Origin of the sequence: Treponema parvum (assembly GCF_017893965.1) — a bacterium.
GTDB lineage: Bacteria > Spirochaetota > Spirochaetia > Treponematales > Treponemataceae > Treponema_D > Treponema_D parvum.
On sequence record NZ_CP054142.1, the window covers coordinates 440,681 to 452,361 of the forward strand.

General features: G+C 45.3%; 12 protein-coding genes, 1 tRNA gene and 1 rRNA gene. 12 read left to right on the top strand and 2 right to left on the bottom strand.

Annotation, left to right across the window (positions count from 1 at the left end; all coding sequences use genetic code 11):
- Positions 1-12: 12 nt before the first annotated feature.
- The 6 genes from HRQ91_RS02075 to holA all read left to right on the top strand — a co-directional run bounded on the left by HRQ91_RS02075 (position 13) and on the right by holA (position 5,209).
- On the top strand, positions 13-1,686 hold the full coding sequence (locus HRQ91_RS02075; protein ID WP_210120036.1) for an RNA polymerase factor sigma-54: 1,674 nt from the start codon (positions 13-15) through the stop codon (positions 1,684-1,686).
- 105 nt (positions 1,687-1,791) lie between these two features.
- Positions 1,792-2,082 carry an HPF/RaiA family ribosome-associated protein gene (locus HRQ91_RS02080; protein WP_210117152.1) on the top strand — a complete coding sequence of 97 codons (291 nt, stop codon included), beginning with the start codon at positions 1,792-1,794 and terminating at the stop codon, positions 2,080-2,082.
- A gap of 191 nt (positions 2,083-2,273) precedes the next feature.
- A complete protein-coding gene (gene hprK / locus HRQ91_RS02085; RefSeq protein WP_210120037.1) occupies positions 2,274-3,263 on the top strand; it encodes an HPr(Ser) kinase/phosphatase in 990 nt (329 codons plus the stop codon).
- A 9-nt stretch (positions 3,264-3,272) separates the two neighbouring features.
- On the top strand, positions 3,273-3,539 hold the full coding sequence (locus HRQ91_RS02090) for an HPr family phosphocarrier protein (RefSeq protein WP_210120038.1): 267 nt from the start codon (positions 3,273-3,275) through the stop codon (positions 3,537-3,539).
- A gap of 1 nt (position 3,540) precedes the next feature.
- The gene (gene lexA / locus HRQ91_RS02095) at positions 3,541-4,155 is read left to right on the top strand and encodes a transcriptional repressor LexA (protein ID WP_210120039.1); all 615 of its coding nucleotides are present in this window, start codon (positions 3,541-3,543) and stop codon (positions 4,153-4,155) included.
- Between the two features lies 1 nt (position 4,156).
- Positions 4,157-5,209, top strand: coding sequence for a DNA polymerase III subunit delta (gene holA, locus HRQ91_RS02100; RefSeq protein WP_210120040.1), 1,053 nt, complete (start codon positions 4,157-4,159; stop codon positions 5,207-5,209).
- A 22-nt stretch (positions 5,210-5,231) separates the two neighbouring features.
- Here holA and HRQ91_RS02105 read toward each other — a convergent pair whose 3' ends face one another.
- Positions 5,232-5,456, bottom strand: a complete 225-nt coding sequence (locus HRQ91_RS02105; protein ID WP_246473256.1) for a YdbC family protein — start codon at positions 5,454-5,456, stop codon at positions 5,232-5,234.
- Positions 5,457-5,624: 168 nt separating this feature from the next.
- On the opposite strand from HRQ91_RS02105, the gene HRQ91_RS02110 reads away from it, so the two are divergent.
- Entirely contained in the window at positions 5,625-6,674 is a 1,050-nt protein-coding gene (locus HRQ91_RS02110) for a hypothetical protein (RefSeq protein ID WP_210120042.1), read from the top strand.
- The gene (locus tag HRQ91_RS02115) at positions 6,671-7,366 is read left to right on the top strand and encodes a LysM peptidoglycan-binding domain-containing protein (protein WP_210120043.1); all 696 of its coding nucleotides are present in this window, start codon (positions 6,671-6,673) and stop codon (positions 7,364-7,366) included. Before HRQ91_RS02110 ends, HRQ91_RS02115 begins: the two co-directional genes overlap by 4 nt.
- Positions 7,367-7,415: 49 nt before the next feature.
- Here the strand turns inward: HRQ91_RS02115 and HRQ91_RS02120 are convergent, their stop codons facing one another.
- On the bottom strand, positions 7,416-7,973 hold the full coding sequence (locus HRQ91_RS02120) for an NUDIX hydrolase (RefSeq protein ID WP_210120044.1): 558 nt from the start codon (positions 7,971-7,973) through the stop codon (positions 7,416-7,418).
- An 88-nt stretch (positions 7,974-8,061) separates the two neighbouring features.
- Here HRQ91_RS02120 and HRQ91_RS02125 point away from each other — a divergent pair, with 88 nt between their 5' ends.
- From HRQ91_RS02125 to HRQ91_RS02140, 4 genes are all read left to right on the top strand, one after another.
- Positions 8,062-8,883: a cytidylate kinase-like family protein gene (locus HRQ91_RS02125; RefSeq protein ID WP_210120045.1), complete on the top strand. Its 822-nt coding sequence runs from the start codon at positions 8,062-8,064 to the stop codon at positions 8,881-8,883.
- Positions 8,884-8,973: 90 nt separating this feature from the next.
- Positions 8,974-9,585, top strand: a complete 612-nt coding sequence (gene pgsA / locus HRQ91_RS02130) for a CDP-diacylglycerol--glycerol-3-phosphate 3-phosphatidyltransferase (RefSeq protein ID WP_210120046.1) — start codon at positions 8,974-8,976, stop codon at positions 9,583-9,585.
- 275 nt (positions 9,586-9,860) lie between these two features.
- Positions 9,861-11,405 (top strand): 16S ribosomal RNA (locus HRQ91_RS02135).
- Positions 11,406-11,535: 130 nt separating this feature from the next.
- Positions 11,536-11,609 (top strand) — tRNA-Ala (locus HRQ91_RS02140).
- The last annotated feature ends 72 nt before the right edge of the window (positions 11,610-11,681 follow it).

Consider the following 11,681-nt stretch of genomic DNA (forward strand, 5'->3'; position numbering starts at 1 on the left):
TATAGTAAATTTATGCCGGAAGCCAAATTTTATCAGATTCAAAAAGCTTCGCAAATACAGACCCAAAAAATGAGCCGGCAGCAAATTTATTCTCTTAATCTACTTGCAATGAACAGTCAGGATCTCCGAAGCGAAATATATGCGGCCGCTGAAAAGAATCCCGCGCTTGAGATTGTAAAAGATCCCGTCCTTGCCGGAGAGAATGTAAAAAAAGTTTCTTTTAGGCCTTCCGACTACCTAAGGCTGGGAAGAGCCTCCGCATTAGGGCAAAGCAAGGCCGACAGTTTTCAGGAAGCGCTTGAAAGCCGCCCCGACGAAAGAGAGACCTTGCAGGAACATCTTATTTCACAGCTGAATGTTTCTAAAATTTCAAAGGATAAATACAAACTTTCGCGAAAGCTCATTGAAAATCTTGATAATTCCGGCTTTCACATATTGGCGCCTATTTCGCTTTTGGATTCTGAAAATCCTTTGCACACTGAGAAATTTCTTGATTCGTGTATGGATCTTGTCCGCCGCATGGATCCGATAGGTACTTGCTGTACCGGCGTTCCCGAAAGTCTTTTTGTTCAGGCCTCTCTTAAAAAAAACGCTTCTCTGGCGGTATTGTTTTTATTGGACGGACATTTTGATTTTTTAGATCCTCCGCGGCCTTCTTCGATTTTAAAGAAAATAAAAGAATTTGTTGAAAAAAGAAAAAAAATGGCTTTTTCTTCTTCCGATTATGAAAAAAAAGATTATCACCCTGAAAATTTCGATATTAAAGATGTTGAAGACGCTCTAGCCTTTATAAAGACTCTGGATCCGTTTCCTGCGAGGCAGTTCGGACTGTCGGCGGGCGCCTACGTCGTCCCGGACGTTTATGTTTACAAGGTTCCCGTTGACATACCAACAGAAGCTGGAAAGCGCGGCGATATTGACGGCGGCTCAGACAGCACAGGCAGCGGCGCAAATAAAGCCTGCGGCAATTCCGGCAGCGGCACTGAGGGCGGCGTTCAAGAAAAAATCGGCGAAACCGCTGCCGGCGGCATTAAAAGCGTCGGGATCGGCAGTGCGGCCGGCATTGAAAGCGGCGCGGCCCGCGATTTCGGCTTTCGCGTAGAGCTTGCCGAAAATTTTATTCCTTCCGTAGCCGTTTCTCCCGGATATATGAAAATCGAACCGAATATCGTCTCAAAAGACGATAAAAAATTTATCGCCGCTTCCGTGCGGGAAGCAAAATCGTTTATTGAAAATCTTGAATTCAGAAAGCAAACCATCATAAAAGCTTGCAACGCCATAGTGAGAGCCCAGTTTGATTTTTTTGCAAAAGGGCCGCACTTTCTTGCTCCGCTGCGCCAAAAAGACATTGCCGCCGATATAGGCGTTCATGAGGCGACCGTTTCTCGTATGGCAAATAGCAAATTCATTCAGTGCGAATGGGGACTTTTCCCCGTAAAATATTTTTTTACGAACGCGCTGTCAACGGATTTGAGTTCCGCATCCGCTCAAAAATACGGCGCCGTTTCAAGCGAAAAAGTTAAATATGAAATTTCAAAGATCATATCTTCGCAGCCTCCGGGAGCCAGGCCTCTTTCGGACCAAAAACTTGCCGCATTGCTTGAACAAAGCGGCATAAAAATTGCCCGGCGCACGGTTGCAAAATACAGAAGTCAACTGAATATAGAATCGTCTTATTTGCGTTAAATTTTGTGTTTTCGGTAAATTTTGAGTATAATTAAGACAGCGGCGTAAGCTGCAAAGAATTGCGGCCTAAACGGTCATGACATTTTCGAACAGGGGGAAGGTATTATGAAAAAAGACATTTCAGCAGTCGGTTTCGAGTTGGAAAAAAAACAGCAGGAAATGATAGACAAAAAGATAAAGCGAATCGATTACGCCGACGACCTGATTGTTGATTTGATGCTCAGAATAAAACGCGATAAGTCTTATAGTTTTGATTGTACCGTCCACTTCAGGTGGGGCGCTCAAGCTCACGTAACCAGCGATGACTACGATTTTGCCGCAGGATTAAATAAAATGATGGATATTCTGGACAATAAGGTAAAAAAAGAAAAAGATAAGGTTCAAGAAAAAAAATAGATTTTGTTTTGCCCCGGATTAAAACTCCTCTTCTCGAATCGGTATGCCGCCGCATTTTTTTATTCGTGCGGTGTGCGTTTAGCGTAATTTGGTGCGGATCCGGTGCGGCATATTCCGGTTCTAAGTATTTAGCAGTATTTTAGCAGTCGTTTGTGGTTGTAAAAAATATTGCAAGACTGTATAGTATACATATGGCCGAAAAAAAATTCACAGTCCTGGATCTTTTGGAACTTGAGCTTAAAGGACACGACGCTTTGGACCTCAAATGTATTTCCGGCCGTAGAGGTCTCACTCGCGTTATCACGGTGCCGGACGTTAACCGTCCGGGGCTTGCTCTTTCCGGATTTTACGATTCGTTCGCTTATCAGCGGGTTCAGCTTTTCGGGCGCGGCGAAGTTGCGTATCTTCAAAAAATGCACGACGAAGGCAATTTCGACACTCTAGTAAAGATGTTCGGCTACAATATGCCGTGCTGCGTGTTCACTCACAATCTTAATCCTACGGAAGAAATTTTTAAGATATCAGAAGAAAATAACTGTACAATTCTTCAGACGGATTTGGAATCCACGGATTTTTCTTCGCGCCTTTTACGCATATTTGCAAATATATTCGCTCCTAAGAAAACAATGTACGGCGTTCTCGTCGACGTCTACGGTATAGGGATTTTTCTTTCCGGGCATTCGGGGGTAGGCAAAAGCGAAACCGCATTGGAGCTGGTAGAACGCGGCCACCGCCTTGTTGCCGACGACATTGTTGAAATGCGCTGCGTAAACGGTAATATGATACTCGGACAGGGAGCGAACAATCAGATAAGCCACCACATGGAAGTAAGAGGACTCGGGATTATTAACGTCGCTCAAATGTTCGGCGTCGGCGCCATACGCAATCAAAAAGAAGTTCAGCTTGTAGTTCACCTTGAAGAATGGGATTCAAAAAAAGTTTACGACAGAATAGGAAGCGATCAAAAGACCGTCGATTTTTTCGGCGTAAAGGTTCCGTGTTTGGAAATTCCTGTTAAGCCGGGCCGAAATCTGCCGATTATTTTGGAAGCGGCGGCGATGAATGAAAGACTTAAAAAGATGGGGTATTTTTCTGCCCGCGATTTCAATCAAAACGTACTTAAATGGATCGAAAGCGGAGAGGCTCAGTCCGTTTATTACAGCGGTGAAGACGCATATTAAAGGGGTTTTATGATCGAAAAATTGTTGACGGTAAAAAATCGTGCCGGAATTCATGCGCGTCCGGCTGCGATCATTGCGCAGACGGCCAATAAGTTCGAATCGGAGATCACACTCATTCGCGATGATATTACGGTCAATGCAAAGTCGATCATGGGCGTGATAACTATGGCGGCCGGCTACAACACCGCCATAACTTTACAGGTTGAGGGCAGCGACGAAAAGGAAGCCGCCCGTGCAATAGAAAATTTGTTTGAAGCGAAATTCGAAGAAGAGTGATATGAAAGAAATTACGGACAGACAAAAAGAAGTGTTGGCTTTTATTTCGGAATTTACGGAAGAAAATTCTTTTCCGCCTACGGTGCGTGAAATAGGCGAGCATTTTGAAATTTCATTGCGGGCGGTGCAGGATCACATAGCGGCTCTGCAGAAAAAAGGGTTTTTATCGCAAAGTCAAAAGCGATCACGCTCGATAAAAGTCCTTAAAAACGACCTAAAAGGAATTTCTTCGTCCTACGTAAGCAAGGTGCCTCTCTTAGGAACCGTCGCCGCAGGCAAGCCCCTTTTGTGCGAAGAAAATTTGGACGGTTACGTAACTCTTACCGAGCCCTTCGTTCGGCCGGATAAGACGTATTTTGCACTGCGGGTCAGAGGGGCTAGCATGATAAACGCAGGCATTCTTGAAGGCGATCTTGCGGTCGTGGAACAGGCGGCGACGGCGCTTGACGGACAGATCGTGGTTGCAGTCCTTGACGATGCGATCACTCTTAAGCGCTATTACAAGGAGTCTTCCCGCGTAAGGCTTCAGCCGGAAAACCCCGCTTTTCAGGCAATATACAGCCAGAATGTAAGAATCGTCGGCGTTCTTTCAAATATAGTGCGCACTTATTGGTAATATGACGCCTTCCGTATATCTTTACACGGGCCCTGAATTCGGTGAAAGAAATGCGGCCGTCGATTCCGTAAAATCCGTGCTCAAAAAAAAATACGGCGTGCAAAATTCTGCAACTTTGTCGGAAAAAAACTCATCTCCTATAGACGAATATCTGTATTACGCTTCCGAAACCGATTTTTCCGAAGTTCTTACGACGCTCCAAAGTTCTTCTCTTTTTGTTCCCGCTACCTGCGTCGTCTTACGCGAAGCGGAGCTGTTAAAAGCCAAGAGAGACATAGACCTTTTATCGTCGTGGATCGCCTCGTCGTCCGGAGAAAATTCAGTTCTCATACTTGTGTCCGATGAAATTTCCATAGATGCCAAGATTGAAAAGCTTATTCCTAAAGCAAACAGAAAAATATTTTGGGAAATGTTTGAAGATCAAAAACGCGAGTGGCTTGAAAAGTTTTTTCTTAAAGCGGGTTATAAACTTGAATCCGAAGCGGCGGAAACAATCCTTGATTTGGTAGAAAACAACACCGAAGCGCTGAAAAACGAGTGTTCGCGTTTTTTTCTTTGTCTTCCGCCCGGACAGGAAGTTACCGTTTCAGACGTTGAAAATATCCTTGCTCATAACCGCGAAGAATCGGCTTTTACGCTTTTTGACGCCATGGCCGATTTTAAAATGCGCCCGGAAGAACGATTTGAAAACGCGCTTTTGATTTTGCAGAAAATTCGCCTTTCAAAAAATTTTTCAAGTGTGATGTTTATCGGAGGACTCGTTTCCTGTTTCCGCCGTCTTTCGCTTTGGCATTCGCTGCATTCAAACGGCGCCTTTCCCGACGACTTTACCTTAAAAACAAAAGGCTTTACAAGCAAAAAAGCCCGTACGCAATACGCTTGCGCCTCTAAGGTTTGGACTTCGGGGCAGACTACGGCGATCATCGCTTTACTGGCCTCTTCGGACGTGTCTATCCGCGCTTCCGGCGCCCAATTCGAAGAAACCGAACTTCAAATGATGTTGTACGCGATTATCATGAAGGGAGGAGCCTTTTGTTCCGTTTATGAATTTTGAAAATCTTTATTCGCCGGTTTTTCTATAAAGTCAAAGAATTCAAAAGCTCTTTCAGTGAAAGGAGCTCTTCTTTTGTTAAAGTTATGCCTTTGCCCATCTTTTGATGATCCGGAGACCAGCTTCTTATGTCATACTTGGGCGGGCGGTCTCCCCATGAAACAAAATTTAATTCCATTTTCCATCCGCCTCTTCCTTCCGAAATTTCTCCCAAACTTTCCGTGATCTTAAATGAAAAATCATCAGCCATAAAGTCCTCCATTATCCTTATTTTAATATATATTTTAAATTTAGTACTTGTTTTTGTATAAAAACAGGGGTTAAAGATTGCTGTTTTTTCGATTGTATAGTATTCTTAGAGCAATTACAGGTGTTATGTGATGGTTTTACCTGTGGTTTATTGATTTGGAGGTAAACGGTGAAAAAATATTTTATTCTGTTTGTTTCTGTTTTGGCGTTGATCTTTGCATCCTGTAAGTCTGCTCCTAAGGAAAAGGTCGAAGATAGTACTGCAGAAACAACGCCGCAGGCTCAGGAACAGCCTCAGGTTTCCGAAAGCAAAGAGACTGCTCCGGCGAAGGATCTTACTGCTGAAAATAAACGCAAGTTTGAAAAGCTTTTAAAAGCCAGACAGGCGGCGATAGACGCCGGCGCGCCTAAAATTTTGACTAAGAATTTTGATGAGACGGAAGCCGCTTATAACGGCAGAAAAGATTATATTTCCAAGAATCTTTCAGACGCGTCCGTTTCTGCAGAGATCGACGAATTGACCGCTCGATATGAAATTCTTGCGAATGTTTCCGAAGCTTATGCAAAAAAGACCCGCATAGACGAACTTGATCTTTCTCAGTATGACAAACCTAACTATGCGGCGGGAGAGGCTGCATACAAGAAATTCCTTGAACAGTATGACGGCGGCAAGGGTTATAAAGATCTTCTTGCAACCGCAAAAGCCGGAAATGCAGCGTATTCGAAGGTTTTGACTTCAGGGCTGAAACAGATAGCCGCAAAAGCCAGAACTTCCGCCCTTGATGCCAAAAAAAAGGCTGACAGCGTATATGCCGGCGTTGCCGAAAAAACGATATACAAGTCTTGTGCCGATAAGATAGTTAAAGCCGATTCCAAACTTGTAACGGGAGATCCCGAAGCGGCATATAACGGTTATAACGACGCCAGAAATTCTTTTATGGCGTTGTATGAATCCGTTTCTAAAAAACGTGCGGCGGCGCAGGCTCAAATTGATAAGGCAAGACAGGCGATTGAAAACGCCAGACAGTATGCGGCTGAAGCCGATGCTTCGGCTCCTCTTGAAGGCAAAGTAGAAGGAATTGAAGACGAAGGAACTACGTTGCTTGAGGCGGATACGTATAAAAATCCTGATGAAGCTGCGATTAATTTGGACGTGACGGAAACAGGCAAGGCTGCCGCTGCGATCGAATCGGCTGCGACCCAGGGAGGTGCTCAATGAAAAAGATAGTTTTAATTTTTGCGATAGCCCTTGCAAGCGCGGCCGTGTTTGCCGTAAGTTACACAAACAATACTTATCAAAAGCTTGCCGACGAATACAACCGCAAAGCCCGCGCAGCTCTTAACGCCGGCGAATACGATCTTTCCGTTCAGTACGCCCAGAAGGCGGAAGAAAATGCGGCTCTTTCCAGAGCATACATAGACATGATGATCGCCCGTTCCGACGCCGACAAGCAGATGTCTCTCGCTCAAAAAAAGATCGACTGGGCAAAAAAAGCCTATGTAGATCGAAACTTCCCCATGGCCTATTCTTCGGCGGAAACCGCAATGGAAAACGCCAGGCGTTCTTATGCGGCGGAAGATTATAAATTCGCTGCAGGATATGCGAAGCAAGTTCTTGACGTTCTTGCGGATGTTTATGAAATTACGCCTCTTCCACAATTTTACGTTGTCCGTCCCTGGGAACAGACAAGAGATTGCTATTGGAATATTTCAGGCCGCCCATATGTTTATAATGATCCCAGGCTGTGGGAAAACTTATATCAGAAAAACAAGAAGGCGATGCCTAAACCGGACGATCCTAATTTGATCCTGCCCGGAATGAAAATGGAAATTCCGAGTCTAACAGGGGAATTCCGTGAGGGCGTTTACAGTCCTTCAAAAAGTTACGATGCTTACGGAGTAAAACGCTAGCCTTTAACGGTTTGTAAAAGCCCGCCTTTTTAGGCGGGCTTTTTTTAGATTATAGCGAATTTTCGTAGCGCATAAAGAATGCCATAGCCGTTGACATGAGTGCGTGTTGGTATTCCTTTGTTCCAAGATTTTTCAGCGCTTCTTTTTTTGAAACCTTCATGAGATTTATGTATTCGTCGCTGTCCAAGGATTGTTCGCCCGAATTTTCAAGGTCATAGGCGGCAAATATATGCACGTGGTTTGACATTAAAGCCGGATTTGGGTTTACCGATCCTAAAAATACCATCTTGTTTGCGGTATATCCGGTTTCTTCCTTTAATTCTCTTTTGGCGGCTTGTTCGGGAGTTTCGTTTTTTTCGCTGACGCCGCCGGGGAATTCCACGCTCATGCTTTTTTCTCCGTGCCTCCACTGCCTGACCATGAGCAACCGGTCGCCGAGCACAGGCACTGTGATCACCCAATCGGGCGCATTCATTACTATATAATGGCGTATTTCCCCGTCGGGCGATACGCTGTCGGTCTGAGTTATATCCATGACGGGCGTTTTTAAAAGCAGTTTTTGAGATGCTTCACGCCATGCAAGTTTGTCGTCGTCGTTCTTATCCATAAAAATTCCACCTTTGACATTGCTTCGGATTAAGTTTATTATATAACAAATCAGCATAATAAAACATCAAACCTGCCGGGAGGATTTTATGGCTGTTATTGCGATATCGCGTCAAATCGCCGCCCTTGGCGATGAAATTGCCGAGGCTACTGCAAAAAAACTGCATTATGCGTTTATCGATCGCAAAGAAATAGAGCGCAGAATAATTTCCCTCGGTTTTTCTGCAGAAACTCTGAAAAAATACGATGAAAAGAAGCCGGGCTTTTTTGCATCCCTTGCAAAAGAGCGGGACGAGTATTTGGATTATCTGCAGATAGCGATTTTAGAGGCCGCCGCCGAGGGCGACTGCATTTTGATAGGGCGGGGTGCTTTTATCATCCTTGAGCAGCTTTCCAACATGCTCGCTTTGAGAGTTGTGGCAAAGGATTCTGTTCGTTTGTCGCGTTTGCAAAAGGAATTCGGAATAGATGAAAAACAGGCTCGTCAGCGGATAAATGAAAGCGACGCCAACAGGCTCGGTTTTCATAAAAGTTTTTTTAACCTTGAAAACGAAGATCCTTCCCATTTTCATCTTATACTGAATACGGGACTTCTTGACATCGATACGGCTTCCGGCATCATTGCGGATCTGGTAAAATCGTCCGTGACTCCTGAAAAAGAAGAGGCAGGCAAAAAGAGGATAGAAGAACTCATCTGCGCTCAAAGGCTTGTCAACTCCCTTGTGTTCGAATACAAAATGAATATCAGTTTTTTGCATGCCGCGATTGAAGGCAAGGCCATAGTTTTGCAGGGTGTTGCGGATTCCAGCGCAATTGTGGAAAAAGCTCTGGCCGTTTCTCATAAAATTTTGCCGGATTATTCCATAACTTCGGCGATCAGCATTGTTCAGGATTTTAAGGCGCATCCGTAATCTTTTACGGATTTTATAGCAAATTTTTTATAGGCAGATACCGGCAAAATACCGCTTGCTTTATCTTTGCCGGTCTGATACTTTTTTACCATGAACTTATCCGATAAATTTACATTGTGTCGCGTTATAGGCGCTCCGGTTTTCTTTTTGCTGTATTTTATTCCGGTTTGGACGGGATATTTTTCTTACGCGTCCGTCTTTGTCATTATTCCCCTGATTGCCTTTTTGGAGTTTACGGATTTTCTTGACGGTTTTTTTGCCAGAAAAAACAATCAGGTCAGCGATTTCGGAAAACTTTTTGATCCCTTTGCCGATGTTATTCTTCATTTAACCACGTTTTCATGTTTTATGCTCAGAGGAATTTCCGGCGTTGCATATCTTCCTTCAATTATATTTGTTTTTATAATGTATCGCGAATTTTCCATGAATTTTATCCGTATGATTGCGGCAAAAAAAGGAATTGCAATTGCGGCAAGAAAGGGCGGCAAGCTTAAAACCGTTTTATATGTGGTTTCAGGTTTCTTCGCCCTTGCAGTAGAATGTTGCGCGCGGCTGGGATTAGACATTGAAAATTCTCTTATGCTTTTAAAAAGTATAAGCGGGGGACTGTTTGTGCTGTGCCTTGTCGCAAGCTATGTTTCTTTTGCGGATTATCTTATACATTTCCGTAAAGTGTTTAAAAAAAGCGACAATAAGGCTTGACACAAAAAGAGGAAAAGGTATATATTAACAATCACCCGCAATAATAAAAGCGGGGGACAGCCTGCGAAGGCTAAGATCTTTGAAAGACAAGAGGGAAGGGAAGAAAAGACGGAAGGCAATGATAAAGCATTGTCGGCCAGGAAAAGGTGAAGAGAGCCAAAGGAGCCTGAGAGATCAGGTAAATGAAATGAAGGAAGGGCAAATCCCTTGAAAGAGAGGGAGAGGACCGGACATAAATGGTTTAAGGAATCACAAGCCGAAAGGCTTATGAAATAATCATGGAGAGTTTGATCCTGGCTCAGAACGAACGCTGGCGGCGCGTCTTAAGCATGCAAGTCGAACGGCAAGAGGAAAGCTTGCTTTTCTCCTAGAGTGGCGGACTGGTGAGTAACACGTGGGTGACGAACCCTCCTGACAGGGATAGCTGGTAGAAATATCAGATAATACCGGATACGAACTCTATAGTTAGAGTATAGAGAGGAAAGGTGCTTTGGCACCGCAGGGGGATCGGCTCGCGGCCTATCAGCTAGTTGGCAGGGTAAAGGCCTGCCAAGGCGACGACGGGTATCCGGCCTGAGAGGGTGGACGGACACATTGGGACTGAGATACGGCCCAGACTCCTACGGGAGGCAGCAGCTAAGAATATTCCGCAATGGGCGAAAGCCTGACGGAGCGACGCCGCGTGGACGATGAAGGCCGAAAGGTTGTAAAGTCCTTTTGAACCTGAAGAATAAGTTTAAGAGGGAATGCTTAAGCGGTGACAGAAAGGTTTGAATAAGCAACGGCTAATTACGTGCCAGCAGCCGCGGTAACACGTAAGTTGCGAGCGTTGTTCGGAATTATTGGGCGTAAAGGGCATCTAGGCGGTCATTCAAGCTTGGTGTGAAATACCGGGGCTTAACTCCGGGGCTGCATTGAGAACTGGATGACTGGAGTCACTGAAGGGCAACCAGAATTCCAGGTGTAGGGGTGAAATCTGTAGATATCTGGAAGAATACCAATGGCGAAGGCAGGTTACCGGCAGATGACTGACGCTGAAGTGCGAAGGTGCGGGGAGCAAACAGGATTAGATACCCTGGTAGTCCGCACAGTCAACAATGTACACTCGGTGTCCGGCCAAGAGGCTGGGTGCCAAAGCAAACGCGATAAGTGTACCGCCTGGGGAGTATGCCCGCAAGGGTGAAACTCAAAGGAATTGACGGGGGCCCGCACAAGCGGTGGAGCATGTGGTTTAATTCGATGGTACGCGAGGAACCTTACCTGGGTTTGACATACACAGCGATCATATAGAGATATGTGAGCGTAGCAATACGGCTGTGAACAGGTGCTGCATGGCTGTCGTCAGCTCGTGCCGTGAGGTGTTGGGTTAAGTCCCGCAACGAGCGCAACCCCTACTGCCAGTTACCAGCATGTAAAGATGGGGACTCTGGCGGAACTGCCGGTGACAAACCGGAGGAAGGTGGGGATGACGTCAAGTCATCATGGCCCTTATGTCCAGGGCAACACACGTGCTACAATGGTCGCGACAGAGTGAAGCGAAGTCGAGAGGCGAAGCAAAACGCATAAAAGCGATCGTAGTCCGGATTGGAGTCTGAAACCCGACTCCATGAAGTTGGAATCGCTAGTAATCGCACATCAGCACGGTGCGGTGAATACGTTCCCGGGCCTTGTACACACCGCCCGTCACACCATCCGAGTAGAGGATACCCGAAGCCAGTGGTTCAACCGCAAGGAGGGCGCTGTCGAAGGTATGCTTTGTAAGGGGGGTGAAGTCGTAACAAGGTAGCCGTACTGGAAAGTGCGGCTGGATCACCTCCTTTCTAAGAGAAAGGTAAGTCCTGTAAGGTAGGACGAGTGTCGGTGTACGGCACAAGCTTCGTAAGACGGAGTTAAGGTTATTTTCATCTTTTTTCTTCCTTTCCCCTTTTGTTTTTATTTGATTTTATTTCTGGGGATATAGCTCAGCTGGCTAGAGCATCGGCTTTGCAAGCCGAGGGTCAGGGGTTCAAATCCCCTTATCTCCATAAAAGCATAAAATTCGTTCATGCCGGACGGATCAATGTTTACACGATCTTTGACAAGACAAGAGAAGGGAA

Bases quoted from the DNA above. Each gene is read 5' to 3' on its own strand.
- HRQ91_RS02075 (WP_210120036.1), top strand. From the start codon at position 13: ATGCCGGAAGCCAAATTTTATCAGATTCAAAAAGCTTCGCAAATACAG.
- HRQ91_RS02080 (WP_210117152.1), top strand. From the start codon at position 1,792: ATGAAAAAAGACATTTCAGCAGTCGGTTTCGAGTTGGAAAAAAAACAG.
- hprK (WP_210120037.1), top strand. From the start codon at position 2,274: ATGGCCGAAAAAAAATTCACAGTCCTGGATCTTTTGGAACTTGAGCTT.
- HRQ91_RS02090 (WP_210120038.1), top strand. From the start codon at position 3,273: ATGATCGAAAAATTGTTGACGGTAAAAAATCGTGCCGGAATTCATGCG.
- lexA (WP_210120039.1), top strand. From the start codon at position 3,541: ATGAAAGAAATTACGGACAGACAAAAAGAAGTGTTGGCTTTTATTTCG.
- holA (WP_210120040.1), top strand. From the start codon at position 4,157: ATGACGCCTTCCGTATATCTTTACACGGGCCCTGAATTCGGTGAAAGA.
- HRQ91_RS02105 (WP_246473256.1), bottom strand. From the start codon at position 5,456: ATGGCTGATGATTTTTCATTTAAGATCACGGAAAGTTTGGGAGAAATT.
- HRQ91_RS02115 (WP_210120043.1), top strand. From the start codon at position 6,671: ATGAAAAAGATAGTTTTAATTTTTGCGATAGCCCTTGCAAGCGCGGCC.
- HRQ91_RS02120 (WP_210120044.1), bottom strand. From the start codon at position 7,973: ATGGATAAGAACGACGACGACAAACTTGCATGGCGTGAAGCATCTCAA.
- HRQ91_RS02125 (WP_210120045.1), top strand. From the start codon at position 8,062: ATGGCTGTTATTGCGATATCGCGTCAAATCGCCGCCCTTGGCGATGAA.
- pgsA (WP_210120046.1), top strand. From the start codon at position 8,974: ATGAACTTATCCGATAAATTTACATTGTGTCGCGTTATAGGCGCTCCG.